This is a genomic window from Candidatus Gastranaerophilales bacterium (assembly GCA_028693235.1).
Taxonomy (GTDB): domain Bacteria; phylum Cyanobacteriota; class Vampirovibrionia; order Gastranaerophilales; family Gastranaerophilaceae; genus JAQUVW01.
This window is the reverse complement of the sequence record JAQUVW010000003.1, coordinates 244,953-271,522: the sequence shown is the minus strand read 5'-3', so window position 1 is coordinate 271,522 and position 26,570 is coordinate 244,953. Positions and strand designations below refer to the sequence as shown.

Genomic DNA, 26,570 nt, shown 5'->3' with positions numbered 1-26,570 from the left:
AATGCCCGAAATAACTTATATGGAAGCAGTTGAAGAAATTAAAAGTCGCCTTGATATTCTTGAGGTGGTGCAATCCTATGTCATTTTGAAAAAATCGGGTGCTAATTATTGGGGATGCTGCCCGTTTCACAAAGAAAAAACACCTTCTTTTTCCGTAAATCCTCAAAAAGGTATATATAAGTGCTTTGGGTGTGGTGAAGGTGGAGATGCTATCAGCTTTTTGATGAAGATTAATAATCAATCTTTTAATGACGTTATAAAGGATTTAGCTGATAAATTCGGGATAGAGTTGCCAAAATCTTACTCAGGTGACAAACAATCTTCTGAAACAAAAACTACGATTAAAGATGTTATGGCAAAAACTGCCGATTATTATGTTAAAAATTTGTTAGAAACCGCAGAAGCTAAACACGCACTGGAGTACCTTGCAAAAAGAGGCATTACCGAAGATATTATTAAGGAATACAAAATAGGCTATTCTTTTAAAGGCTTTGACTCTTTGCAAACTCACTTCGGCTCAAATGTTGAAAAAAGTGTCCTTGAATCAGCAGGTTTGATAATCAAAAGAGAACAAAACAAAGGCTATGTCGACCGTTTTAGAAACAGGATAATGATTCCAATTATTAATGAAACCGGCGAAGTCGTAGCTTTTGGGGCTAGAGCGACAGAAGACGGGCAAAATCCAAAATATTTAAACTCTCCAGATACCCTTTTGTACAACAAAAGCCGTATTATGTATGGCATTTATCAAGCAAAAGAAATGATAAAACAAGAAGATTTCGTACTGATTATGGAAGGTTATTTTGATGTCATTTCAGCTCAGGCGGCAGGGCTCAAAAACTGTCTGGCAGCGTGCGGAACATCCTTAACTCAAGAACATATAAAACTTATTTCAAAATATACAAATTCAAGAAAAATCTATTTAGCTTTTGATACCGATTTAGCTGGTCAAAAAGCAACAGGCAGAGGTGCTGAAATAATAAAAGAGGCTCTTTCGGGGTTAGGAAACATTAAACAATTTGATGAAAATTATACCTCTATTAACAATGACAAATATGCTTGCGAAATAAGGGTTGTTTCGCCCCCGCAAGGAAAAGACCCGGATGAGTATATAAGAGATTGCGGAATTGAAGCATACTTGTCCCACATAAAAGAAGCTCCTTTGCTTCTTGATTTTCAGTTGAATCAAATACTAAAAGAAAAAACTCCTGATACAACTCCTATGGAAAAAGTTAAAATTGTTAAAAAAATCATCCCGTTACTTGAGGAAATCAACAACAATATCGTTCAAAATGAATATATAAAGTTTGTTGCGTCAAAGCTTGAGATTGGGGATGACGCTTTAACTAAGGAGATTAGAAAAGTTACCGGCTTGAAATCGTTGCCGTTTCAAGCAAAAAAACAAATTGTAACAAAAAGTTCAAATATTTCGGAAAAAGGGCAAAAAAATTTATTGAGCCTCTATTTAATAGAGGAAAGTCATTTAGACTTTAAGACTCTTTCAAGTATAACCAAAAACGTAGAATTTGATAATGAAAATTTAAATAATCTTCGCAATACAATTGACAAATTAATATGTCAGGTAAATAATGTAGGGGAATTAATCGACGCCCTGTATATTGAATTTGCCGAGGATGATAAATTAAAAGAAATTATAACGGATTTAGTATATTTGTCAGACAGCTTTAAAGATTTATCCGAGAAGGACTTTAAGGCAGTTATTTACGAAAACATTCAAAAGATTGAGCAATTCCATTCTAATCAGGAGAAGAAAAAACTCAGACAAAAGTACAAACAAGCAAATGACGATGAATTGGAATCAATGCAATATCAGCTTGAATTGCGAGAAAAAATCAAAAACAAACTAAAGACTGGAGAATAACTTAATGAGCAGAAAACGAATTTCAGAAATTTCAGTAGTCGGAGTAATGGATGAAGATGAATTGAATGAAAATAATTCTGGAAGCCAAGATGTGGTATTAATGAATACAACAGAACCCATTAATACAGATAATATAGATGCTATGATTAGCAGTCAACGCTCAAAAATTATTGAATCAATGGAACACGAAGATATGTTTACAGCTGATCCGATAGCAGAAGAAGTTGATACAACTGTCCAAAATGATATGTTAGTCCCAAGAGGGGTTTCTATAGATGACCCCGTTAGAATGTATTTAAGAGAAATCGGTAGAATTAAATTATTAACCGCTGATCAAGAAATTGATTTAGCTCGTAAAATTGTTGCTGGCGGTAATACAGGTGCTATTGCTAAAAGAAAATTAGTTCAAGCTAATTTACGTTTGGTTGTTAGTATCGCTAAAAAATATGTAGGCAGAGGCATGTTGTTCTTAGACCTTATTCAAGAAGGTAATTTGGGCTTGATTAGAGCTGCTGAAAAATTTGACCACGAAAGAGGTTACAAATTCTCAACTTATGCTACTTGGTGGATTAGACAAGCTATTACAAGAGCTATCGCTGACCAAGCAAGAACAATCAGAATACCTGTTCACATGGTTGAAACTATTAATAAATTGAAAAAAGTTACAAGAAAATTAGCTCAGGAACTTTCAAGAAAACCGACTGAAGAAGAACTTGCTACCGAAATGAATATTTCAATCAGTAAATTAAGAGAAATTATCAAAGTTGCTCAAGAACCTTTGTCATTAGAAACTCCAATCGGTAAGGAAGAAGATTCAAGACTTGGTGATTTTATTGAAGATAAAGATGCTGACGCTCCTGTTAAAACAGTTGCTCAAGAACTTTTAAGAGAAGATTTAGCTGAAGTATTAAGCGGTTTATCTCCTCGTGAAAGAGATGTTCTCCGTTTAAGATTTGGTATGGATGACGGTAGACAAAGAACTCTTGAAGAAGTCGGACAATTGTTTGGTGTAACCAGAGAACGTATCAGACAAATCGAAGCAAAAGCTTTAAGAAAATTGAGACATCCAAACAGAAGTAAAAGACTTAAAGAATATATTGAAGTATAACAAACTAAAAAATCCTCAACAAAAGTTGAGGATTTTTTATGAGTTTACAAGAATAGAGAAAGAGAGATTTTTGTTATGCTGAAAGGCTCAAACCGCTACCTTTTAGCTGGTTGTAGTAGCTCAAAACTTTTTGAGAATAGCCGGTGCTTGTTTTACTGGAGGCTTTTGCCCCATAAATCCCCATGTTGTATCCCATTAATGCTTTTGATTCGTTTCCGCCAAAAGCGTCAAGGCAAGATTTGAGGTATTGGCACCCTTGTTTAATATTGTTTTCAGGGTCATATAAATCGCCCTTAAAGTATTTTGCGTTTAATTGCATCAATCCGCAACAATTTGCACTGGAAGTTGCTTTTGAATTAAAGCTGGATTCTGTTCTCATAACTGCTTTAACCAAGTTCGGGTCAACTCCGTATTCATTAGCGTATTTTAAAATTAAAGAATCATATTGATTAGAAAAGCCGTTTGCGTTTCCAACGCTGGAGTAGTTACCGCCTGATGCTCCGGTTCCTGATGTAGAGTTTCCACTCGTATTAGTTCCTGAAGTTCCGCCTGCTGATAAATTTATATCGTCCCAAAATGAATCAAACATTTTGCCCCAAGAGGAAACCATGCTTCCTCCACTAGAGCTAGAGGAGCTTGAAGATTTTGATGCTTCAAATACAGAATCATCAAGATTATATGTTTTGCCGTCAATTGAACAAGTACTACCTGAAATGGTCTTCACTGCACCATTGTAGGAGGTTAATTCAGCACCTTCAAGTTTGCTGTCGCCATTTTTGTCACAAGCTTTTGCTATACTTGCCTTTTGTCCAGTTAAAGAACTAATGTCCATTTAAATCTCTCCGTGTTTTAATTTCTCTCTATGTATATATAAAGTATATCAAGCAAGAAAAATTGACTTTTTAGAATGCTAATGTAAAAAAATGTTGCGAATATAACAAAATTGTTAAAACCAAATAATAATGTTTAAATAATATAAAAGGAGAAAAATATGGATAAGGTTATATTGTTGTCAGGTAGCCCAAGACAAGGTTCAAACTGCGAAATTGCACTTAATGAGTGTAAAAAAGTTATAGAGAGCGAAGGGCTAGAGGCAAAAATTTTAACATTAAAAGGAAAGAATATTCGTTCTTGCGTTGCTTGCGGAATGTGTAGTGAGCTAAAAAGATGTGTTTATAATGATGACGGAATTAATGATATAATTGCAGAGCTTCGAGAGGCTAAAGGGCTTATTATTGCTGCTCCCGTCTATTTTGGAACAGCAAGGGGGGATATGATGTCAGCTCTACAAAGAATAGGTTATGTATCTAGGCATACGGACAATTTTCTCTCTTGGAAAGTCGGTGGACCTATTGTTATAGGAAGACGTGGCGGACACACTGCTACTTACCAAGAAATGCTCATGTTCTATTTTATTAATGAGATGGTGGTTCCGGGGGCTAATTATTGGAATATTTTGTTTGCCGGACCTCAAGGCTCTGTCGTAAAAGATGAAGAGGGAATTAATACCATTAAAATATTTAGTTCTAATGTATCAAAACTTATAAAAAAACTTTAGGGAGTGTAATTATACGTAGTTTTTAGTATAATAAAGCCAAGAGTTTTTAAGGATAAAAAAATGGACGAGAAATTAAAATACAAAAGGATTTTGTTAAAAATCAGCGGAGAAGCTCTTTTGGGTGAGCAAGAATTTGGTATAGACCAAAAGCCTGTTGAAATGATTGCAAAAGAGATTAAGACAGCTCACGATACCGGTGCTCAAATCGCTGTTGTAGTGGGTGGCGGAAATATATTCAGAGGAATGAAAAACAGTGCAAAACTAGGCATGGACCAAGCTTCAGGGGATTATGTCGGTATGCTTGCTACTGTTATGAACGCTATTGCTTTACAAAGTGCTTTGCGAAAACTTGAGGTGTCTTGTAGGGTTCAATCTGCAATTGATATTACTAAAATCGCTGAGCCTTACATTAGGTTTAAAGCTATACGACATCTTGAAAAAGGTAGAGTCGTTATTTTTGCAGCAGGAACCGGAAACCCATTCTTTACAACGGATACGGCAGCTGCTTTAAGAGCATCAGAAATTGATGCGGAAATTATGTTAATGGCGAAAAACGGTGTTGATGGCGTCTATTCTGATGACCCGAGAATCAATCCAAAAGCTAAAAAATATGATTATATAAGTTATGATGATATAATAATCAAAGGTCTGAAAGTTATGGATACGGCATCTTGTGCTTTGTGTAAACAAAATGCTATTCCAATTAATGTCTTTGATTTTGCTGCTAAGGGCAGTATTATGCAAATACTTCATGGTGAAAAAATAGGAACATTTGTAGGAGGATAAAATGTCAGTAGAAGAATTATTTTTATTTGGTCAGGAAAAAATGGAAAAATCCATTAACCAATTAAAAAAAGAGTTAGCAGGTATTAGAACCGGTAGAGCAAACCCTATGATTTTGGACAAAGTTGTCGTTGATTACTATGGTGTTCCGACTCAACTAAGACAAATGTCGCAAGTGTCTGTTCAAGAGGGTACAACTTTGGTTATATCTCCTTTTGATAAGTCAATTATGAAAGATATTGAAAAGGCTCTTATTAAAGCTGAATTGGGCATCACTCCAAATAGTGACGGCTCTGTTTTAAGACTCGTATTCCCTCCTTTGACGGCAGATAGAAGAAAAGAACTTTCAAAAGATGTTAAAAAAATCGGTGAAGAGTCTAAAGTCGCTGTTCGTAATGTTAGACGTGATATGACGGATGATCTTAAAAAAGCTGAAAAAGAAGAAAATCTTCCCGAAGATGCTGTTAAAGATAACCAAGAAAAAATCCAAAAATTAACTGATAAATTCATTAAAAATATTGAAGATTTAGTGTTAGAAAAAGAAAAAGAGGTCTTGACAGTATAGTGAATATTCTAAAGTCATTCCAAGGTGCAAAATTAAGGGTGTTAACAGGTACAATTGTCGGCGGTTTGATGCTTTTTTGCGTTGTAAGAGGCGGAATTGCTCTCTTGCTTTTGACTTTGGTTTTTGTCTGTCTTGGCTCTAAAGAGTATGTTGATATTTTGAAAAAAAAGGGCTTCTTGCCCTTTTTTAAAGTCATTGTTACAACGGGCGTTTTGCTTACTTTTTTAACGAGTATAGGCTACTACAAGCTTGTACCGTTGGTTTTAGCAGGTGGCGTTATTGCTTCATTTCTTGCAGTTTTGTTTAGAGGCAGACAGCCTTATATCGCAAATGTCGCAACTACTATGTTGGGATTCGCTTTTGCGTGGCTTCCCAGCTATATTATTCTCATAAGACAATTCAATTCTGACGGTCATGATTTCTTTACTTGGAATTTTAATTCAGGCATGTATTATCTTATATTCATGTTTTTTGTGATTTTGATGACTGATATCGGAGCGTATTTTTTCGGGACAAGATTTGGTAAAACAAAATTAGCAGAGGTTATCAGCCCAAAAAAAACAGTCGAAGGCTCTGTAGCTGGTTCGATTTGTGCAATAATTGTTGCTCTTATAATGGGGCATTTCATTGGGTTAACTTGGATTCAGTCTTTCGTTGCAGGTTTGTTAATAACAATATTTGCTCAGCTGGGTGATTTATCAGAGTCTTTGATAAAGCGTGACGCAGGTGTTAAAGATTCAGGTGATTCTATCCCCGGGCATGGCGGGTTCTTAGATAGAGCAGATAGCTATATTTTTAGTGCTCCTGTTGCTTATTACTATTTTAATTATTTTGTTGTAAACCAATATTCTCTAATGGATATTTTTGACTTAATAAAGAAGGTATTGAATGCTAACGGTTTCTAGAGAAAATGAGTTAAAACAATTTCTTTTTAATATAAATTTTAAAACTACTAATTATGAACTTGTTGATGTTGCATTGACTCATAGCTCGTTTCATTTCGAAAATAATATCGAAAACGGGCAAGACTATGAAAGACTTGAGTTTTTGGGTGATGCTGTTCTTAAACTAATTGTTAGTAAAATTCTTTTTGAAAAATATCCTGATTATAAAGAAGGGCAAATGACTAAAATCAGAGGGATAATTATCAGTGATGACTATCTCTCAAAGCTTGCGAATAAGATTAATTTGAATAAATACTTAAATTTAGGTATTCATGAAGAAAAATCAGGAGGAAGAACTCGCTCTTCTATCTTGGCATGTGCTTTTGAGGCACTTTTGGGAGCTTTGTATCAAGATGGACAATTAGATAATATTTATGCGTTTTTATACTCTTTGTACGAACCTCATATTCAAGAAATTGACGATAATATGTGCATTTATAATGCAAAAGCACTTTTACAAGAATATACCCAAGGCAAAAACAAGGATTTACCGGAATATAAAATTGAAAATGAAGTAGGTAAAGACCATAATAAAACCTATGAGGTTGCAGTTTATTATCAAAATAAAGAAATTGGTAGAGGTAAAGGAAAATCCAAAAAAGAGGCAGAAAAACAAGCTGCATTAGATGCAAGTGAAAATCTCGGACTTATCAAGGAGGGAAAATGTCAGTAATAATAGCTCCTTCAATCTTATCAGGCGATTTTGCAAATTTGGAAAATGATATCAAAATGCTCGAAAAATCCGGTGCTGATTGGGTTCATGTAGATGTCATGGATGGACATTTTGTTCCTAACTTGACAATTGGTGCCCCCGTTGTCAAAGCGTTGAGAAAAGTAACCGATATGGTGCTTGATGTTCATTTGATGATTGATAATCCTGAAAAATACATAGATGATTTTGTCGGTGCAGGCTCTGATTACATTACTATTCACTACGAGGCCGTTGGTGAAAATACCCTTGATTTGTTGAAGAAAATCAAAGAAAAAGGTGTAAAAGCAGGACTTTCTATTAAGCCTAAAACACCGGTTAGTGAAATAAAAGACTTTTTAAATGTAGCCGATTTGGTTTTGGTTATGACTGTTGAACCTGGGTTTGGCGGTCAATCGTTTATGTTTGATTGTGCAAAAAAAATTAAGCAGATTAGAGATAATTCTAATAACAAATTGATAATAGAAGTTGATGGCGGTATTAATGCCGAAACTGGGAAAATTTGTCGTGATTTCGGTGCAAATGCACTCGTAGCAGGTAGTTATATATATAAAGCGAGTGATAAAACTGCGGCAATAAATTCATTGAGGTAACTATGATTAAATCACAAGGAATAGTTGAGCAGCATCTCCATGGTGCTTTTGGTGTTGATTTCAGCAGAGCTGAGGTTGATGAGCTTTTGTTTTTATCTGAAAGGTTGCTTGAAATTGGCGTTGTGGCATATTTCCCTACCTTGGTTACAGATTCTGTTGAGAATTTAAAAAAACAGATTTCAGTTATCAAAAAAGCAAAAAACAAGCAAGATGATAAGATGGCTCAAATTATCGGTGTGCATTTAGAGGGTCCTTTTTTAAATCCCGAAAAAAAAGGTATCCATGACAAATCATTGATTATTCCGCCTACAGTTGCGACTTTTAAAGCTTTTGAAGATGAAATTATAAAAATAATTACGTTAGCTCCTGAGTTTGATGAGAATTTCGAACTTATTAAGTATCTTAAAAATTTAAATATAAAAGTTTCTGCCGGTCACTGCCTAGGTAGCGATTTGTCTTGTGTTAATCAGGTTACTCATTTATTCAATGCAATGGGAACGATTACTCATAAGGAAAAATCAACGACAACAAGTGCTCTAATCAATGATGATATCTATGCAGAAATAATTGCCGACAGCGTTCATGTTAATGATGATGTTTTGAAATTGGTATTTAAAACAAAACCTTTGAACAAGATTTTGTTGATAAGTGATGCGTTGCCAATTGCTCATAGTGACAAATCAGAAATGATGTTTTGTAACCAGCCTGTTTATTATAAAAATGGTAAAGCGACAGGCAAGGACGGCACTTTGGCAGGTAGTGCCATGTTGCTTGTCGATATTGTGAAAAATGTTATATCTAAAAAACTTTTAAGTCCGAATGACGCTATTCAAACTGTATCGTCAAATCAATTCTTATATCACAATATTCCACCTAAATTTGAAGTTAGATTTGATGAAATCGGTAATGTTTTAGAAATTATGCCTTTTTAATATAAACATTAAGAGCAACATTTTTATAAGATGAAAGTTCGTTTTTCAAATTGTAATTTTCTTTATTGAGTTCATTCATTTTATATCTTAAAGTTTCGTTTTCGGTTTTGCAACGAATGAGCTCTAAAACCACATCATCCATTCCGTCAAGTTTTTCGTCCATAATAGATGAAACTTTTTCAGTGATTGCAGTTTCTATATTTTTTAATGAGGATATTAGTTTTGTCATAGATGCGTCATCAATTTTGTTTGTTGCAACGACCTGAGTTTTTCTTTCAGCTCTCATCATAGCTAATTTTGATTGCAAATTTTTAGTTTTTTCAATAGCATCTTTCATCATGTTGAAATCGTCCTTCGTAAAGTAGGTAAGCCCTCTTGAGTCACGTTTAGGTTTAACCGAAGCTTTTTTGCACAGTTCTTGAATAGCGGAATTGTCTATACCCAAGGCATCTCTAACAGTTTTTGGACTAACAGAATCACTAAAATTAATATTATCAGCTTCCAAGATTATATCCCTCTCTACCTACCTCTCTCCTATTATAGAAAAAATCATCAAATAATAGAACAAAATGCTAATTTATCTTTACAATAAATTAGCATTTATGTATATATTGAATTAATCAGCCAATAAAAACAAGCGATAAAGGCATAATAGACTAACTGCTCATAAGTTCAATAGCTTGTTGTAAGAGCTGTTTATTTGTTTGTATTAATTTATTAGCTACGTCCATTTGCATTTTTGCTTGTTGATAGTACGAAAGATTTGTTTTGAAGTCGACATTTGACATTTCAACAAGTCCACCTCTAACTTCGCCTCTACCTACGACAGGTTTCCCTGATTCTTCGGTTTCAATGAATTGTCCTGATTTTACTTCGAAAAGCCCTTGCGGATTATGAAAATTTGTAACGGCAACTTTGTATAAAGGGGTCATTATTTTACCACTGTCAGCTTTTCCGTACAAAATACCATCGCCTTTAAATTCAAATTCATCATATTTCCCGAGATATTTTCCGTTGTTAGGGTCAATCCAAAGTTTGATGTTGGTTGTTGGTATTGAAACAGAGCCTCCGTTCAAAGCTGTTTCTTCGTACATATTTGCATCTACGGGTTTTGTGCCCTGCATTATTTCGCCCTTGTCGTTAAGAATATAGCCTTGAACTGCTTGTCCGTCTGTTGTTCTATACACTCCCTCTCCATCGAATTTGAATTCACCTAAGCGAGTATATGATATTTTCCCCTTATCATTTCTGATATTAAAGAATCCGGTTCCTTCAAGGTAGATGTTTTCGTTAGATGTACCGGGGGTTGATTTACCTTGACTTACGTTTCTTAAATAACCATTGCTGATGGAGCCTGTTAGAAATGTTTTAAATGAATGTTGGCTTTCTCTGTAGCCGGGGGTATATATGTTAAACAAGTTTTCATTTAACGCATCAATCCAGTGCCCTGTTGCTTTTTGGGCATTTAATGCTGTAATAAAAGAATCATTTATCACAATTATTCTCCTTGTTTATTTTCATTGTCTTTTTTGTTTTGGCGTGAGTTTTTGTGTTGACTGTAAGATAGATTGCCGTAGGCAAGATTTTGTTCATCAAAGCGTTGTTTTAAAAATCCGATATTGTCCCGCAAATATTGTTCTACAGCTTTGTCGCCAGGGATAAAATTAGCAGATAATTTGCCTTCTTTATCTATTTTCATAATGACAGAAACATTATTGTCAAAGTCAATTCTTACAGGTTTTTGTGTGTTATAGGAGTCTTCCAACATACTCATTAGGGCTTTTGATACAGTGGAGGTCTTTACTATTGAACTTGCTGCGGTGTCGGTCATGTTTACCAGAGTCGCATTAACGTCACCTTGAACATTCAGTGCAAATTGACCGTCATGAACCATGTCAATGAAGAATTTTGCGTCATCTTTGTCCATATTAACCGTGTCATAATTAAAATCGGTTTTTATATCAGATAGAACACTCATTAAATCATCTTTTAAAGAAGCAGATGCTAAAATGTCATCATTTGCGATTGATTGAGAACGATTTACGATATCTTTAAAGCTCAAATCGCAGGGTGAAATACATTCTTCATCTACTTTTGTATTTTCTTTTTTAGTTAGCTCCAGAGTATCTTTTTGTGCTGAACTAATTTTCATCAGAGGAGTCTCCTTTTTTTATCAATTCGTCGAGTTCTTCGTCTTCTTTTTGTTCTTTTGTTCTCGCAAAATATTTTTGAACAGCTACTTCAGATAGCCTTTTTAATTCTGCTGCTTTTTCTTCTGCTTTATAAGCTTCGTGCATATTTTCTTTGTGTTTTTCAAGTACTTTGACTTCTTTTTCACATTCTACGAGCTTGTCTTTTTCAACTTGTAGAGCGTCAAGTGCCTTTTGTTTTTCAAGTTCCAAATCTTCGCCGACTTCATATAAGTGTTTTATGAAATTGTCATATGCTTCATACATCATCGGGTCAGCTTTTCGCATGTTATCTTTAGAGGCAGCTATTTCTCGGTTGTTTTTTTCGATTAGAGCTTCCACTCTATACACCTCTTGCTGTGCTTTGATTACAGCTTGGAGTTGTGCTTCTTTTTTCTTTATACGAAAGTCCAAGACTTTTTGTAATCTGTAACGAAAAGGCATACTCAAAAATTACTCATACGAATACATAATTATTATGAGAGAAATAACAGGGTCTAAACACATCCGTTTGAATGATGTTTAGCATTGTTTTAATGTTTTTTTCGAAAAAGTCAAAATATACATCAAGATTGCTTAACAACTGGACGCAAGTTTATATTGGAGTATAATTGTAGTTGACATAGTTGTGTCATGTAACGAGGATGAATAGGGAATATAATGGGAAATAATAAAAATATAGATTTTAATTGCGACGTAGCTCAAGGATTTGGCGTGTATCAAGATGGTTCAGAGTTTGAACTTTTGGACTATGTGAGCAGCGTAAACGTTTCTTGCGGTTTTCACGCAGGCGATCCTGTAACTATTAAAAATACTCTTTTGAAGTGTAAAGATAAACATTTGGCTTTAGGGGCACATATCGGTTTTTGTGATATCCAAGGCTTCGGTTATAGACCTATGGACTTGAACTCTGATGAAATTGAGGCACTTGTTATTTATCAATTAGGGGCTTTGGCGTCTTTTGCAAAGTCTTACAGTCTTGAAATTGAACACGTTAGACCTCATGGTGCTATGTATAAAATGGCGGCTGAAAACTTTGAGTTTTCTTTGGCAATAGCTAATGCGATAAAAAAATTCGACAAATGGTTGACATACTACGGGTTTGCAAATGAAAATCTTGATAAAGTTGCTGCTGAAACTGATATAATCGTTGCAAGAGAAGTGTTTGCGGATAAATATTATAACCAAGACGGAGAAATAAACTGGGAACAAAAAGATTTTACTACGCCTGAAATTACTATGAACAGGATAAGAACTCTTAATCATTCCGGACAAATGAAAGTCACAGGAGGTGCCTTTGTTCCTATGAATTGTGATACAATTCACTTCGGATACAAAAATCCTACCATTATTGAAACGATTAAAAAGGCTAATGAAATCATTACGCCGACCCCTTGTAATTACAACAAAGTAGTTTCTTCAGGTTGGCTATAGACATTTAAAAACAGGAGATTGAGATTTGAAATTATTAAAAAATATTATAAAAATGCCAAAAGATGTAGGTTGGCTGCTTCCGGGACTGGAAATTAAACGTTGGTTCTTGATTATTATTATCGGTACTGTTCTTTCTGCCATCGGGCTTTGTATCATTTTAAACATGCGACCTATTTATTTTCTAATTAATTTGGTATTAAAAATTGCTCAAACTATTCCTTCAGAAATAATCGGGGCAGTTTTTATATTGATTGGTGCATTGATTTTTCTTAAAGGCTGGCAAAAAACAAATTATTCTATTTTAGATGTTAATAACGAAAGAAATAGACATGCTCTTTTGGAAGATTTGTATAGAAGAAGAAAATTAAACAGAGGTCCTAAAGTAGTTGCTATTGGTGGCGGTACAGGGCTTTCTACAATGCTTAAAGGCATTAAAAAAATTACAAATAATATCACCGCAATTGTCACGGTGGGTGATGACGGCGGAAGTTCAGGCAGATTGCGTCAACAAATGGGGATTTTGCCCCCCGGCGACATAAGAAACTGTATCGCAGCTCTTGCAGATGATGATGATTTGACTACCAAGTTATTTCAATATCGTTTTAAAACAGGCGAGGGGCTTGAAGGTCACAGCTTCGGTAATCTTTTCCTTACTGCTATGTGTGCGATTATAGGAGATATGTTTAGAGCTATTATCGAATCATCAAAGGTTCTATCAATCAGAGGGCGGGTTCTTCCTTCAACTTTAGATGATATGAAACTTGTTGCCTTGATGGAAGATGGCACGATTATCAAAGGTGAATCTACTATTCCTGAATCAGGCAAAAAAATAAAAAAAATGTACACGGACCCTCAATTCTGTAAGCCGCTGGAAGATGTTATTGTGGCAATTCAAGATGCTGATTTGATAATTTTAGGACCCGGAAGCTTATATACAAGTATTATTCCTAATCTTTTAATTAGGGAAATATCTGAGGCGGTAGAGAAAGCTAAGGCTAAAAAAATATATGTTTGTAATATTATGACTCAACCCGGTGAAACCGATGACTTTACAGTAAGCGACCATATAAAAACTATTTTGGCTCATGCAAACAACAGAAAAATCATTGACACCGTTTTGGTCAATGATTATTTACCCGATGAAATAGTGGAAGAGTACAAAAAGTATAATTCTCACCCTGTCAAAGTTGATAGAGTAACAATAAAAAAAATGGGTATCGGAATTGTTCGCAAAAGATTAATTGCTGAGAACAAAAAAAATGTCGTAAGACACAGCCCAAGCCGTTTAGCAAGAGCGATTTATTATTGGTACAGAAAACAAGAAAAAGTGGAAGAATAAAATGTCAGTTGCAGAAAAAATTAAACCGATTACTGTTAAAACTTTATTGAAAAAGAAAAAAAACGGTCAAAAAATTACAATGTTGACCTCTTATGATTACTCAACTGCGAAATATGTTGATGAAGCAGGCGTTGACACTATATTAGTCGGAGATTCTGTTGGAATGACTACTCTCGGTTACGAAACAACCCTAAATGTCACAATGGATGATATGAAAATCTTTACAGGTGCTGTTTCGAGAGGTGCTAAAACAGCTTTGGTTATTGCTGATATGCCTTTTATGAGCTATCACGTTTCTAAAGAAGAAGCTGTAAAAAATGCAGGTGAATTGATTAGGGCAGGTGCACAAGCTGTAAAGCTTGAAGGTGCTTCTGATTATATACTTGATATTGTTAAACATATGACTGATTGTGGAATAGCAGTTGTAGGGCATATCGGTTTTACACCGCAATATATCAACTCTCTCGGAGGATATATCGTTCAAGGTAAATCTTATGAAAATTCAGTCAGACTCGCAGAAGAAGCTATTAAACTTCAAAAGGCAGGTGTTTTTGCTGTTGTTTTAGAAATGGTTCCCGAAGAAACCGCTACTTATATTACAAAAGAATTACAAATTCCGACAATAGGTATAGGTGCAGGTCGATTTACTGACGGACAAGTACTCGTTATAGATGATTTAATCGGTAAATATTCTGACTTTACACCAAAGTTTGTAAAAAAATATGCCGATATAAAAAGTATCATAATCGATTCAGCAAAATCATATGTAAAAGACATAAACGAAAACAAATTCCCTAATCAAGAACACGTTTTCAACTTAAAACCCGAGGAGAAATCAAAAGTTGATAACTATTTTAACAAATAACATACAAGAATTGAAAAATTATATATTAGAATGGAAAAAACAAGGTCTTAAAATAGGTCTTGTTCCTACAATGGGAGCGTTACACGCAGGGCATCAATCTTTGATAAAAAAAGCTGTTGAAATGTGTGATAAAGTCATAGTGAGCGTTTTTGTAAATCCTATTCAATTTGGACCAAAAGAAGATTATGATAAATATCCAAGAACTATAGATTCAGATTTAGCTTTGTGTGAAAAAAATGGAGCGGCAGTTGTCTTTGCTCCTACACCCGCTGAAATGTATGGGATAGATTTGACAGAGTCAAAAACAATGTCTACAAATGTTCAAACCTTTGTTTGCCCTCCTTATGATTTGGTGGATAAGCTTTGTGGTAGAAGCAGACCCGTGCATTTTGACGGTGTTGCTACTGTGGTTCTTAAATTGTTTAATATTTCTCAAGCTGATTGTGCGTTTTTTGGACAAAAAGATGCTCAACAGCTTATAATATTAAAAAGAATGGTTAAAGATTTGAATATTCCAATTGAGATTGTTCCTTGTCCAATTGTTCGAGAAGATGATGGAATGGCATTGAGCTCTCGCAATAAATATCTTTCTCCTGAAGCTCGTAAAAAAGCGGTTTCAATCAGCAAGAGCTTAACCTATATAAAAAGTTTATTTGAAAAAGGCACTACGGATACAAAAATTCTTTTTGATTCAGCAATCAGTGTCCTTGATAAAACTATAGAACTTGAATATTTAGAGTTTGTAGATACTAAATATCTTGAACCTCAAGATATTATACAAAAAGAAACACTCGTTGCTATAGCAGCAAAAATCGATAACGTAAGGCTAATTGATAATATTTTACTAGGATAAACAACCTGACGATGGTTAATACAATGTACGAAAAAAACGGTGCATCTTCATTTTTAAACTTAATCAAAAATTTGATTAAGTTCGTTCAAGTATTTTGTATGTTCTATGCGTTCTTTTCTATTGTATATTGGCTTTTATATACTTCTAAAGTTGAAGGAGTAGAAAATTTCTTTTGGCTTTTTAAGCCGAGTTGGGATTTTGTGGGTTTGTTTTATACCTATAAGCCGACTATTAGTGACGAACTTGTTGATTTTACAGGTGTTATCAGTGCTATTATTTTTATAATATTAGCAAATTCTGTAAAATTTTTGTATGAATTTTTGGCGGATATCGAAACAAAGATTGAAACTTGGTCAAGAAAAAAACCTTCGACAACAGATAAAATTTTAAGCAAAAAAAATACATCTTCTCAAATAAGAGCAAACACAAAAAAAACACTACTAAAAGAGCCTTCAAATTTCTTATTTTTGCTTGATGTGAAAATAACAAATCTTTCTAATTTTATCCAAGAAGAAAAAATGACACCTGAGGAAATTGAAAAAATGAAAAACAAATTTCATCAGGCATTGTTGAATAATATAAATCAAAATCAGATAAAACAAAAAGGCTTGTATAAGAAAAAGTTATATCTGATTTACAAGGATTTCAGTAATGTGGACAATTTTATATTTTATACACGGGAAACCTTGAATTCATTATCTAAAGAGTTTTTAAAACCAACATTGAGAATTGATTTTTTGGTAGCATTGGGTAGTTTGGCTCCATCTGATGATTTAACGAAAGAAATTAGCGTGCTGGACACTATTATTTGTTTGAATTTGCAAAACGAATTTATTGCGACTTCTGCTTTTAAAAATATTTATTTTAATCAAGAAAAAAAACATTATAAATTGGTAACAAAAGGTGTTTATAATTTATCTAAAAACCTTCATGTTACCAATAATCAAGAAATATATTCGTTAAGAGAAAATTAACCTTGTGTTGTAAATGGTATTTGCTGTTGAGCCAAAGCTTCTTGTTGAGCGGCTTGAGCTTCTTCTTTTTGGTCTTGAATGGATTTGCCGAAGATTTTGTTACCTATTTTTTCGCTTGCAGAACCGCCGAGCATGCCACCGACTAATCCGCAAAGTCCACCGATTATTCCTCCGACAGCTGTTCCTGCTATTGGGATTACAGAGCCGATTGCGGCACCGGCTGCGGCACCGGCTGCAAATCCACCAACACTCAAAGCTGAACGTCCTATTTGTTTTACGCCGTCACCGTTTTTGAATGCTTTTACGATATCAGGGAGCTCAAATGCTGCTGTAAGAGCAATACCTAATGTTCCACCTTTACCTTTTAATGATTTAAAAAGTCCTTTGGCTGATTTTCCTGTTGCTTCAGCTGCCATTTTCGCAACATCATCAGAGTTCTTTGCTACAATCTTTGCTACGTCATCAGAAATTCCGAAAGTTTCTTTTGCTATTTTTGCAACATCATCGCCTGATTTACCTATGGTTTTGTTGAAAAATTCAGATATTTTTTGGAAGTATGCGTTATTGGTTTTTCCACCTTTTTTGATGGTTTTTATTACGCTTTTGTCTACTCCTTTAAAAACTTCGTCTGTGTGGCTTAATATTTTTTCAAAAGAGTCAACTTCTTTGCTTGTTGTATTTATAAAGTTTTTAATAGTGCTGCCATCTGTTGTTTTAGCGGCTTTCCAAAGTTCTTTTGCGTTTTTGCCGGTGGCTCCGGATAGGACTCTACCGAAAGAATCTTCTTGCCCCAAAGTCATACGCAATGCGTTAATTACTGTACCCATAATACTACCTAACTAAAATTATTTTACCTTACCTATTAATAAAAAAACAATTTGCGAATTCGGATTGATAAAAATAACCTTAATGTAACGAATGGTTAAGAAAAAATTTTTAATGTATAATTCTATTATGGAAATTTTAAAGATAATCAGATTAGAGCATAATAAGATTCTACCCGAGTATAAAACTGAGGGTGCCTCAGGAATGGATTTGGCAGCAGCAATTTCAGAGCCAATTGTCCTTAAGTCATTAGAGCGAAAGTTGATTCCGACGGGGGTGAAAATAGAATTACCAAAAGGGTTTGAAGCACAAGTCAGAGCCCGCTCCGGTTTAGCCATAAAACATGGGATAACATTGATTAATGCAGTTGGTACAATTGATGAGGATTATAGAGGGGAAGTATGCGTTCCTGTTGTGAACTTATCAAACGAAGACTTTGTGATTGAACCTGATATGCGTATTGCCCAGATGGTAATTTTAAAGGTGGAAAAAGTTAAAATAGATATAGTTGAAGAATTAGCTTGTAGCAAAAGAGATACAGGCGGTTTTGGCTCAACAGGTTTATAAGCAAAAAGAGATGCCATAAAAGCATCTCTTTTTATATTTATTTTATTTTTATTTACATAAAAAAGTGAAAACCGGTGATGAATGTTGTAACTAAAAAAGTAATGGCAACATACATTGTTAGTTTGTTTAAACCTGTTTCAGCACTTTTTTGAGATGAAAATAAATTAGCAGCTCCACCGATTGCAGCCAGTCCGTCGCCTTTTGGTGAGTGCAAAAGAACCAACACGATTAATAATAGAGCTGAAATTATTTGAATTATCCATATAAATGTAATCATTAAATTCTCCTTAAAATATATTTTATGCACTTATTCTATCATAAACTGAAATTTTTTTAACTATTTCTTTGATATCGGCTCCATTGAGTAACAATCGCTTAATCTTGGATTTTTCGCCGGAAATAAATTCTATTGAGGTTTTGGGTATAGAAAAGAATTTTGATAAAAACAAGATTAATTGTTTATTCGCTTTGTTTTCAATTGGAGGTGCACAAATTTTGATTTTAATATACTCATCTGTGTAGCCCAATATGCTTTCTCTTGAAGCGTTTGGGACTATTTTGATTGATATGGTTACTCCATTATTGTCTGTTTTTAAAAAATTAAAATTATCCATATAGATATTATCCTAAACAAAATATGTCTAGTCAAATGCGGAAATAAGTTGTAAAATATTAACACTAAGGGAAAATTAAATGACTGATATTGTTATATATAAAGAGCTAGAAGATATACTTAACGCCCAACATCGACCGAAAGAAGATATGGATGATATTTTTAGGGCGTATAAATTTGCCGAAAGATTGCATAATGGGCAATACCGTATAAGTGAAGAACCATACATTATTCACCCGTTTGAGGTTGCTAAAATATTAGCTGATTTGAGGGTTGATAAAGATACTATTATCGCTGCTTTTTTGCATGATATTTTGGAAGATACAGATACTCAACCAGAGGAGATTAAAGAACAATTCGGTGAAGATGTCCTTAACTTGGTTACCGGCGTTACAAAATTAAGTAAATATCATTTTAAATCTAAAGAAGAACGACAAGCAGAAAGCTTTAGACGAATGTTTATTGCTATGGCAAATGATGTTCGGGTTATATTTTTAAAGCTTGCTGACAGGCTACATAATATGCGTACCTTAAACTATATGGCTCAAAATAAGCAACTGCGTATAGCTCAAGAAACTTTGGATATTTTTGCTCCTTTGGCTAACCGTCTAGGTATTGGTAGAATTAAAGCTGAGTTGGAAGATTTATCTTTAAGGTATATTAATCCTGAAAAATATTTTGAAATAGCTCAGTTGGTTGCTCAAAAGAAAACAGAAAGAGATTTAACCGTACAGTTGTTGATTGACAAAATCTCAACAGTTTTAAAACAACATAATATAGATGCCGAAATTACAGGTCGTGCAAAACATTATTACAGCATCTACAAAAAAATGAAGAGATTGAATATTGCGTTTCATGATTTGTATGATATTACTGCCGTTCGTGTAATGGTAAAAGATGAGGGCGAATGTTACGAGGTTCTCGGGATTATTCACTCACAGTTTAAACCAATACCGGGGCGTTTTAAAGATTATATTGCAATGCCAAAAAGTAATGGCTATAAGTCGCTTCATACTTCGGTTTTAGGTCCTAGACAAAAACCGTTGGAGGTTCAAATAAGAACTCAAGAAATGCATCATGTAGCTGAATATGGTGTTGCTGCTCACTGGCGATACAAAGAATCTGGCTCTCAAAAAGCAGATTCTGAAACGGATATCAAATTTTCGTGGATGCGAAAAATGGTCGAGATGGATAAGGATGCTAAAAATGCAAACGAGTTCGTTGAAAATGTTAAGTTGGACTTGTTCTCAAATCAGGTTTTTGCTTTTACTCCAATGGGAGATGTAATAGATTTGCCCCAAAATGCTACTGCTGTTGACTTCGCATACAGAATTCACTCTGACGTCGGAAATAAAACAACAGGTGCTTTGATTAATGGTAGAATTGCTCAATTAGACTCAAAACTGAAAAACGGTGATATTGTTGAAATATTGACGTCAAAAACCGGTTCTCCAAAAATGCATTGGCTAAATTTTGTTGTTACAAAACAAGCTCAATCAAGAATTCGTCAATGGTTCAAAAAACATAACAAAGATGAATATATTGCACTCGGGAAGAATATGCTTGATGCTGAACTTCCCAAAGCTATACTCGAAGAGGCTGCTAAATCAGGTGAACTTCAAAAAATAGCACAAAGCTTGAATTATCAAACGATAGAAGATATGCTCGCTGCTTTGGGTAACAATGAAACTACTGTCAATAAAATTGCCAATAAGCTTAAAAAGCCGGCTGCTGTTGAAGAAACAAATATCGTTACGACCAAGCAACCCAAATCTCATAAAAATGATATTATCGGGCTGGAGGGAATGCTTTATAATATTGCGAAATGTTGTACACCACTACCGGGTGAGCCTATTGTTGGTGTTGTTACGAAAGGCAAAGGCGTTTCAGTTCATAGAATTGATTGCAATTGCTTAGATACGGTTCCCGAAGAGCGTTTAATGCAAATTAACTGGGCTGAGGGTATCGGAAATAAAACTTATGTAACCTCAATACGGATTGATGTTGAAGATAAGATGGGAATGCTTAAAGAAGTTTTAATTAAACTTGCTGATTGTAATACAAATATTACTTATGCAAATGTTAAAGCAAATAATCCCAATAAGCTTGGTATTATTGAACTTGGAATAGAAGTTGATGGAATAGACAGGTTACGAACCGTTGTGTCTGCATTGCAGTCATTGCCTGATGTTCATTCAGTAAAAAGAATTCCCATGAACTCTAATACTAAAAAATATACTCAAGCTCAGCCAAAGAAGAAGAAAACGAAAACGGCAAAGAATTAGTTGCTACTTTTTTCTCGGTCTAGCAATTTTAGCTCAAACTCTCTTAGGGCTTGGGAGCCTACAAGTTGTTCAAGAGCTGCTCTTTTTGCTAAAAAGTCCAATTCCATTTGAGATTTGTTGTCTAAAGCGACTCTGTAGTATGCGTCTGCCATAAGTAGTGCTTCGTTTGACGAATTTTTAGCTAATTCATAGTTTCTTTTTCTTTTAGAAAGATTTTGGTTTGACATTTTTAGTGATTCTGACGCACTCATATAGTCAAAATAATCAGACATCATTCTTTTTTGGAGGTCATCGACTTTTCTTATTAAAATAATCATGTCGGCATCATTGAGTTTTGTGTATTTATAGTTCAAATCTTTATCATTGAGAGTCAATGCGTTTGCCAAAGAGCCTCCCATTAGTGCTGTTGTTGCCGCCAGTGGATTCATAAAACCTGCTCCAGCAATTGATGAAAAATTAGCAAGGGGTCTTATTACTTTTTTTACCATATTTTCATCAGGCTTGTCAGCGTCAGGGTTTGCAAGTTTGTAGAGTGCAAATTTGATAGTTTCGCTTTTAGTTGCGGCTCCCGTCCATAGTATTTGAACGTCTTCTAGCATATTTTCTTTGTCAATCGAAAGTCCTTTAGAAATTTCAAGAGATATGTCTTTTAAAGTCGAATCGGCGTAGGTAAGGTTTTTTATTTTTTCACGATTATATGTATATTTAGCTTGGGCTTCTTTTTGGATGTCAAAAACTTTGTATTCGGTTTCAATCTCGTTGCTTGTCCCCAATCTGTAAGCTGGTTTCTTAGGGAGTGAAAGTTCATCAAGTTGATTTGCAAAAGCACAAGGAAGGCTCAATATTGTAACAATGAGTGAAAGTGATAATTTTTGTTTTAAGTTGTGTTTTAAAATCATTGTTTTACAGCCTCCGGATTAACAAGTTGGTTTTTTAGTGCAAATTGAGCCAAATTTAATTTGTCCACAGCTTCTTTACCTGCTAATCTTTCAAGTTCAAAATAGTATTTACGTGCATTTTGCTCTTGTTGATATTCTTGGATTTTGAGGTCATCATAAAGTGAGGAAGAAATTATGATTTCGATATCCTCTCCTTTTTTCAAGGCGTTGGAATAATTTTTATTGTATAAAATCATTTTTTCTCTGGTGTCTTTTAGCTTGTTGAGGGCTCCTTTGTAGTTGTAATAGGTCGAGATAATATTATCTTGAAGTTCTTCAATAGTACCTGCAAGCTCAATAAGTTCAGTATCAGATAGAGGCTGAACTTGTGAAATATTAGTTTTGTTTATAAAGTTGTTAGCAAGACGCCCAGATGTAAAAGAGGCAGATTGGACAAGCGGGTTTGCACCCATAAAGCTCGGCAAGAAAGTTGCTCCATAAACTATTGCAGAAACGCTTTTTGCCATCAATGATGAATGTAGACGTCTTTGGCTTTCGGGAGTATTGAGCTTTTTTAGTGTAAATTTAATCAGATTGTTTTTTTCGATAGTAGCTTGCCACAATATTTCTAAATCTTTCAATTCTTCATCGTGTTGGTAGTCAATCAGGTCTGAAAGAGTGTCTTTGTCGTTAATGATAATGCTATCTTTGGTAACTTTTGCTACAGGGTGTAGATTTAATTGTTGTTTTGAATCTACGTTTAATTTTACGCTCTCTGCATTTGCAAAAGACGATAAAAAGGTAATAAGCAACCAAAATGATATTGTTTTTTTGTAAAAATTTCTACTCAACATACTAAATTTATAACATGGAAACCTCACTGCGACTACAATTTACAAACTGTCGTGAAGAAAAGTTAATCATACTGGAAAATATGTCTGTTTTGAAATATAATGAAAAAAGAGTTTTGTAGGATTATATATGATTAAAGTAAATAAAATTAAATTGAATGATTTTGAAATCGGCGGAGAAAAACTTACGATTTTGGCAGGTCCATGTGCCATTGAGAGTCGTGATATTTTGTTTAAAACAGCTGAAAACTTGAAAAAGATAACGGAAGAACTTGATATAAATTATGTTTTTAAATCTTCCTTTGATAAGGCTAACAGAAGCTCTTTGACTTCTTATAGAGGTCTTGGAATGGAAAAAGGATTGACTCTGTTGGCAGAAGTCAAAAAAGAATTTGATCTTCCGATTGTGACTGATATTCACGAACCTAATCAAGCGGCTGTTGCTGCAGAAGTGGCTGATATAATCCAAATTCCTGCGTTTTTATGCAGACAAACTGATTTGCTCGTTGCTGCTGCGAAAACGAATAAAATTATTAATATAAAAAAGGGGCAATTTTTAGCTCCTCAACAAATGAAATCTATTGCCAAAAAAGTCATTGACTCAGGAAATGCAAAGGTTTCTATCACAGATAGAGGTGCTAGTTTCGGCTATAACAATTTGGTTTCTGATATGAGAGCTATCCCTATTATTCAAGAAATGGGATTTCCTGTTATATTTGATGCGACTCATAGCGTTCAAATACCCGGTGGTGCAGGCGATTCATCTTCAGGGGAACGCCAATTTGTCGAAACTCTCGCAAAAGCTGCTACAGCAGCAGGTGCAAACGGGCTTTTCTTTGAGGTCCATCCTGAGCCTGATAGTGCTCTTTGTGACGGCTCAAATATGCTCGATTTTAAAACTGCAAAAGACGTATTCAAAGTTTGTCGTGATATATTTAATTTAGTAAAATAAAAAAAGGAGCTTTATGAGCTCCTTTTATAAGTTTAGTATGGTTTTTTATTTACAACAAGGTAAATAATTATCTAAAACGCTGTAGAAGTCTGCTCTTTCTGCTTCATTTAAGGTGACCAACGGAAGTCTGACCTTGTTTTTAATAATTCCCATTTTTGATAAAGCTTCTTTTACCGGAACCGGATTTGGAGCCATGAACAATTTTGTAAACAACGGATAAAGCTTCAAATGTTTTTCAGTCGCAACCTTAATGTCCCCTTCTTTGAATGATTTAATCATTGATTTTACCTGTTTTCCTACAATGTGAGAAGTTACACTTACAACTCCGTGAACCCCGATTGACATCATTGGTAAAGTCAAGCTATCGTCGCCTGAATAGATTACAAAATCACTTGGGCAAAGTCTTTTCATTTCACTGATTAAATCAAGATTTGAATTACTTTGTTTTAAAGCCACAATATTAGTAAAGTCGTTTGCTAATTTTGCAACGGTTTCAGGTTGCATGTTTATGCCGGTTCTTCCAGGAATGTTATACATAATGATAGGAAGATTTGTTGCCTCTGCAACAGCTTTAAAGTGTTCGTAAATTCCGGCTTGAGATGGTTTGTTGTAGTAAGGTACAACTGATAATAGAGCGTCAGCTCCAACAGCTTCAACTTTTTTAGACATTGTAACAGCTGTAGCAGTTGAGTTTGAGCCTGTGCTCATTATTATTTTAATTCTGCCGTCTACTTTTTCTTTGACAAAAGCAAGCATTTCAAGTTCTTCTTCGTGTGTCAAAGTTGGTGATTCGCCTGTTGTTGCCGCTACAAGAACCGCATCTGTGCCGTTTTCGATTAAATGTTCTAAAAGTCTTTCTAAAGCCGAATAATCTATATTCATATTGTCATCAAATGGCGTAACCATAGCGGTTATAATTTCGCCTGCATCATATCTCATTGCCATATATTTTCTCCTTAAAATAATTGCATTTCAATAACTTTTTCAGCAATTCTGACAGTATTTAAAGCGGCACCGATTCTTAAATTATCAGCCACGCACCAGAAAGAGATTGCATTGTCAAAAGCCAAATCTTTTCTAATTCTACCGACATAAACAGGGTTTTTATAGGCAGAATCAAGAGGAGTCGGGTAAACGAAATTATCAATATCGTCCATAACTTCTACTCCCCAAGCGTTTTCAAGAAGCTCTCTTGCTTTTTGAGGGGTAATTTCTTTTTCAAATTCAACAGTTACAGCTTCAGAGTGGCTTCTATATACCGGCACTCTGACTGCAGTGCAGGTAATAGGAGTGTTTTCTGCAAGGTGTAATATTTTTTTTGTTTCGTTTACAACTTTCATTTCTTCTTTTGTGTAGCCGTTGTCGCAAAATACGTCAATTTGCGGGATAACGTTAAAAGCGATAGGCTTTTTGAATGCTGTATATTCGTAGTCCTTTTTATTTTCAGCAGCAACAGTCCCTTCTTTAAGCTCTGTAATAGCTTTTAGTCCAGCACCGCTTACTGCTTGATAAGTGCAAACGACAAGTCTTTTAATTTTTGCATATTCATCTAGGGGCTTCAAAGCTAACATCAGTTGTGAAGTTGAGCAATTAGGGTTAGCGACGATGCCTTTATGTTTTCTCAAATCTTCATCATTTACGCCTGCGATAACCAAAGGCACATCTTTCTCCATTCTGAAAGCACTGGAGTTGTCAATATAGACGGCACCACGCTTAACAGCTTCAGATGCAAGCTTTTGGCTTGTAGAGCCGCCAGCTGACGCCAAAACGATATTAACGCCTTCAAAAGCATCCGGAGTAGCTTCAATAATGGTATATTCTTTATTTTTAAACGTTATTTTTTTACCCGCACTTTTAGAGCTTGCGAGGAATTTTATGTCGATGAACTCAACATTGTTTTCTTCTAAAATACTAAGAATCTCTCTGCCGACAACACCTGTTGCACCTAATACGGCAATTACGGGTTTTTTCATAACGTTTCCTTTTTATAAAATCGTACAAGAACGATTATGCCTTAAATTTTGTCTAAAAACAAGTTTATTATATATTATTTTAAGGAATTTTGCGTTACATTACGTTGTCTAAACCATAGACGAATTCAGTTTTATCCATTGTGTATCTGATTGCCATTAAAACGCCTGCCATGTAGCAAGTTCTGTCCATAGAATCGTGGCGAATTGTCAATATTTGTCCTGAAGCTCCGAAGATGACTTCTTGAGATGCTATGTATCCCGGCATTCTCACAGAGTGAATATGTATGTTATTAGCTGCATTTGCACCCCTTGCACCTTCAATTGTTTCTTTTTCAGGACAGTTTCCTGTTGCAAAATTTTCGTTTATTTCAGCCATTATTTGTGCTGTTTTTACAGCTGTTCCAGAGGGAGCATCTTTCTTTTGATTGTGATGAAGTTCAATAATTTCAGCATTATTAAAATACTTAGCGGCTTGCTTTGCAAACATCATCATCAAGACAGCACCTGTTGTGAAATTAGGTGCAATAAAACAAGAAGTTTCAAAGCCTTCTGACATTTTTTTAAGTTTTTCTATTTGGTCTTCGTTTAGTCCCGTAGTTCCGATTACACATTTTGTATGGTTAGCCAAATAAAGGCTTACGTGTTCAAAAATAGTGGCAGGTTGCGTAAAATCAACAATGACATCAGGTTGAATTGTTTTTATAGCGTTAATTAATTCAGAAGTGACTTTTACGCCGTTTTCTTTGCCGAGAACAGCCGCTCCGATATCGATGCCTTCACCTACTACGTCAATAGCCAAGACAATCTCCATATCAGTTGCTTCGGTGACAGCTTTTACAACTTCTCGTCCCATTTTTCCCAGTGAACCAACTACGCCTACTTTTATCATAATTTTACC

At 34.7% G+C, this 26,570-nt stretch carries 29 protein-coding genes and 1 pseudogene; 17 read left to right on the top strand and 13 right to left on the bottom strand.

Going from position 1 to position 26,570, the window contains the following annotated elements:
• Position 1 precedes the first annotated feature (1 nt).
• Positions 2-1,882 carry a DNA primase gene (dnaG, locus tag PHV37_06860; GenBank protein ID MDD3237801.1) on the top strand — a complete coding sequence of 627 codons (1,881 nt, stop codon included), beginning with the start codon at positions 2-4 and terminating at the stop codon, positions 1,880-1,882.
• Positions 1,883-2,126: 244 nt separating this feature from the next.
• Positions 2,127-2,990: pseudogene (rpoD, locus tag PHV37_06855) on the top strand (RNA polymerase sigma factor RpoD).
• Between the two features lie 73 nt (positions 2,991-3,063).
• Here the strand turns inward: rpoD and PHV37_06850 are convergent.
• Entirely contained in the window at positions 3,064-3,822 is a 759-nt protein-coding gene (locus tag PHV37_06850; GenBank protein MDD3237800.1) for a lytic transglycosylase domain-containing protein, read from the bottom strand.
• Positions 3,823-3,981: 159 nt separating this feature from the next.
• On the opposite strand from PHV37_06850, the gene PHV37_06845 reads away from it, so the two are divergent.
• Genes PHV37_06845 through PHV37_06815 form a run of 7 tightly spaced genes read left to right on the top strand, consistent with a single transcriptional unit; the run spans position 3,982 to position 9,074 of the window.
• Entirely contained in the window at positions 3,982-4,548 is a 567-nt protein-coding gene (locus tag PHV37_06845; protein MDD3237799.1) for a flavodoxin family protein, read from the top strand.
• Positions 4,549-4,608: 60 nt separating this feature from the next.
• On the top strand, positions 4,609-5,334 hold the full coding sequence (gene pyrH / locus PHV37_06840) for a UMP kinase (GenBank protein MDD3237798.1): 726 nt from the start codon (positions 4,609-4,611) through the stop codon (positions 5,332-5,334).
• A 1-nt stretch (position 5,335) separates the two neighbouring features.
• The gene (frr, locus tag PHV37_06835) at positions 5,336-5,896 is read left to right on the top strand and encodes a ribosome recycling factor (GenBank protein MDD3237797.1); all 561 of its coding nucleotides are present in this window, start codon (positions 5,336-5,338) and stop codon (positions 5,894-5,896) included.
• On the top strand, positions 5,896-6,801 hold the full coding sequence (locus PHV37_06830; GenBank protein ID MDD3237796.1) for a phosphatidate cytidylyltransferase: 906 nt from the start codon (positions 5,896-5,898) through the stop codon (positions 6,799-6,801). The genes frr and PHV37_06830 overlap by 1 nt, the downstream gene beginning before the upstream one ends.
• On the top strand, positions 6,785-7,513 hold the full coding sequence (gene rnc, locus PHV37_06825) for a ribonuclease III (protein MDD3237795.1): 729 nt from the start codon (positions 6,785-6,787) through the stop codon (positions 7,511-7,513). Before PHV37_06830 ends, rnc begins: the two co-directional genes overlap by 17 nt.
• Positions 7,504-8,142 carry a ribulose-phosphate 3-epimerase gene (gene rpe / locus PHV37_06820; GenBank protein MDD3237794.1) on the top strand — a complete coding sequence of 213 codons (639 nt, stop codon included), beginning with the start codon at positions 7,504-7,506 and terminating at the stop codon, positions 8,140-8,142. Before rnc ends, rpe begins: the two co-directional genes overlap by 10 nt.
• A gap of 2 nt (positions 8,143-8,144) precedes the next feature.
• Positions 8,145-9,074 carry a hypothetical protein gene (locus PHV37_06815; protein MDD3237793.1) on the top strand — a complete coding sequence of 310 codons (930 nt, stop codon included), beginning with the start codon at positions 8,145-8,147 and terminating at the stop codon, positions 9,072-9,074.
• Here PHV37_06815 and PHV37_06810 read toward each other — a convergent pair.
• From PHV37_06810 to PHV37_06795, 4 genes are all read right to left on the bottom strand, one after another.
• Positions 9,061-9,579, bottom strand: coding sequence for a hypothetical protein (locus PHV37_06810; protein MDD3237792.1), 519 nt, complete (start codon positions 9,577-9,579; stop codon positions 9,061-9,063). The two genes, PHV37_06815 and PHV37_06810, sit on opposite strands and share 14 nt — an antisense overlap.
• A 151-nt stretch (positions 9,580-9,730) precedes the next feature.
• Complete coding sequence (locus PHV37_06805) at positions 9,731-10,570, bottom strand: hypothetical protein (protein MDD3237791.1); 840 nt, start codon at positions 10,568-10,570, stop codon at positions 9,731-9,733.
• 2 nt (positions 10,571-10,572) lie between these two features.
• Positions 10,573-11,226 carry a hypothetical protein gene (locus PHV37_06800; protein ID MDD3237790.1) on the bottom strand — a complete coding sequence of 218 codons (654 nt, stop codon included), beginning with the start codon at positions 11,224-11,226 and terminating at the stop codon, positions 10,573-10,575.
• Positions 11,216-11,707, bottom strand: coding sequence for a hypothetical protein (locus PHV37_06795; protein MDD3237789.1), 492 nt, complete (start codon positions 11,705-11,707; stop codon positions 11,216-11,218). Before PHV37_06795 ends, PHV37_06800 begins: the two co-directional genes overlap by 11 nt.
• A 216-nt stretch (positions 11,708-11,923) precedes the next feature.
• Here PHV37_06795 and PHV37_06790 point away from each other — a divergent pair, with 216 nt between their 5' ends.
• Genes PHV37_06790 through PHV37_06770 form a run of 5 tightly spaced genes read left to right on the top strand, consistent with a single transcriptional unit; the run spans position 11,924 to position 16,728 of the window.
• The gene (locus tag PHV37_06790; GenBank protein ID MDD3237788.1) at positions 11,924-12,697 is read left to right on the top strand and encodes a LamB/YcsF family protein; all 774 of its coding nucleotides are present in this window, start codon (positions 11,924-11,926) and stop codon (positions 12,695-12,697) included.
• Between the two features lie 25 nt (positions 12,698-12,722).
• Positions 12,723-14,036 carry a YvcK family protein gene (locus tag PHV37_06785; GenBank protein MDD3237787.1) on the top strand — a complete coding sequence of 438 codons (1,314 nt, stop codon included), beginning with the start codon at positions 12,723-12,725 and terminating at the stop codon, positions 14,034-14,036.
• Position 14,037: 1 nt separating this feature from the next.
• On the top strand, positions 14,038-14,901 hold the full coding sequence (gene panB / locus PHV37_06780) for a 3-methyl-2-oxobutanoate hydroxymethyltransferase (protein ID MDD3237786.1): 864 nt from the start codon (positions 14,038-14,040) through the stop codon (positions 14,899-14,901).
• Complete coding sequence (gene panC / locus PHV37_06775) at positions 14,879-15,754, top strand: pantoate--beta-alanine ligase (GenBank protein MDD3237785.1); 876 nt, start codon at positions 14,879-14,881, stop codon at positions 15,752-15,754. The genes panB and panC overlap by 23 nt, the downstream gene beginning before the upstream one ends.
• Before the next feature lie 11 nt (positions 15,755-15,765).
• Positions 15,766-16,728 (top strand): hypothetical protein, encoded by a 963-nt coding sequence (locus PHV37_06770; GenBank protein ID MDD3237784.1) that lies wholly within the window; start codon positions 15,766-15,768, stop codon positions 16,726-16,728.
• Here the strand turns inward: PHV37_06770 and PHV37_06765 are convergent.
• Positions 16,725-17,555 carry a hypothetical protein gene (locus PHV37_06765; protein ID MDD3237783.1) on the bottom strand — a complete coding sequence of 277 codons (831 nt, stop codon included), beginning with the start codon at positions 17,553-17,555 and terminating at the stop codon, positions 16,725-16,727. The genes PHV37_06770 and PHV37_06765 overlap by 4 nt on opposite strands.
• A 127-nt stretch (positions 17,556-17,682) precedes the next feature.
• On the opposite strand from PHV37_06765, the gene dut reads away from it, so the two are divergent.
• Positions 17,683-18,120, top strand: a complete 438-nt coding sequence (dut, locus tag PHV37_06760; protein MDD3237782.1) for a dUTP diphosphatase — start codon at positions 17,683-17,685, stop codon at positions 18,118-18,120.
• Positions 18,121-18,172: 52 nt separating this feature from the next.
• Here dut and secG read toward each other — a convergent pair whose 3' ends face one another.
• Together secG and PHV37_06750 are read right to left on the bottom strand one after the other, a co-directional pair.
• Positions 18,173-18,397, bottom strand: a complete 225-nt coding sequence (secG, locus tag PHV37_06755; GenBank protein MDD3237781.1) for a preprotein translocase subunit SecG — start codon at positions 18,395-18,397, stop codon at positions 18,173-18,175.
• 22 nt (positions 18,398-18,419) lie between these two features.
• Complete coding sequence (locus PHV37_06750) at positions 18,420-18,734, bottom strand: DUF167 domain-containing protein (GenBank protein ID MDD3237780.1); 315 nt, start codon at positions 18,732-18,734, stop codon at positions 18,420-18,422.
• A gap of 79 nt (positions 18,735-18,813) precedes the next feature.
• Between PHV37_06750 and PHV37_06745 the strand changes: the two genes are divergently transcribed.
• Complete coding sequence (locus PHV37_06745; GenBank protein MDD3237779.1) at positions 18,814-21,018, top strand: bifunctional (p)ppGpp synthetase/guanosine-3',5'-bis(diphosphate) 3'-pyrophosphohydrolase; 2,205 nt, start codon at positions 18,814-18,816, stop codon at positions 21,016-21,018.
• Here PHV37_06745 and PHV37_06740 read toward each other — a convergent pair.
• Positions 21,015-21,917 (bottom strand): hypothetical protein, encoded by a 903-nt coding sequence (locus PHV37_06740; GenBank protein MDD3237778.1) that lies wholly within the window; start codon positions 21,915-21,917, stop codon positions 21,015-21,017. The genes PHV37_06745 and PHV37_06740 overlap by 4 nt on opposite strands.
• Positions 21,914-22,750, bottom strand: coding sequence for a hypothetical protein (locus tag PHV37_06735; protein ID MDD3237777.1), 837 nt, complete (start codon positions 22,748-22,750; stop codon positions 21,914-21,916). The genes PHV37_06740 and PHV37_06735 overlap by 4 nt, the downstream gene beginning before the upstream one ends.
• Positions 22,751-22,877: 127 nt before the next feature.
• Between PHV37_06735 and kdsA the strand changes: the two genes are divergently transcribed.
• Positions 22,878-23,699 (top strand): 3-deoxy-8-phosphooctulonate synthase, encoded by an 822-nt coding sequence (kdsA, locus tag PHV37_06730; GenBank protein MDD3237776.1) that lies wholly within the window; start codon positions 22,878-22,880, stop codon positions 23,697-23,699.
• A 45-nt stretch (positions 23,700-23,744) separates the two neighbouring features.
• On the opposite strand, the gene dapA is transcribed toward kdsA, so the two are convergent.
• From dapA to dapB, 3 genes are all read right to left on the bottom strand, one after another.
• Positions 23,745-24,644, bottom strand: coding sequence for a 4-hydroxy-tetrahydrodipicolinate synthase (dapA, locus tag PHV37_06725; protein MDD3237775.1), 900 nt, complete (start codon positions 24,642-24,644; stop codon positions 23,745-23,747).
• A gap of 11 nt (positions 24,645-24,655) precedes the next feature.
• Positions 24,656-25,672: an aspartate-semialdehyde dehydrogenase gene (locus PHV37_06720; protein MDD3237774.1), complete on the bottom strand. Its 1,017-nt coding sequence runs from the start codon at positions 25,670-25,672 to the stop codon at positions 24,656-24,658.
• A 94-nt stretch (positions 25,673-25,766) separates the two neighbouring features.
• Positions 25,767-26,561 (bottom strand): 4-hydroxy-tetrahydrodipicolinate reductase, encoded by a 795-nt coding sequence (gene dapB, locus PHV37_06715; protein MDD3237773.1) that lies wholly within the window; start codon positions 26,559-26,561, stop codon positions 25,767-25,769.
• Between the last annotated feature and the right edge of the window lie 9 nt (positions 26,562-26,570).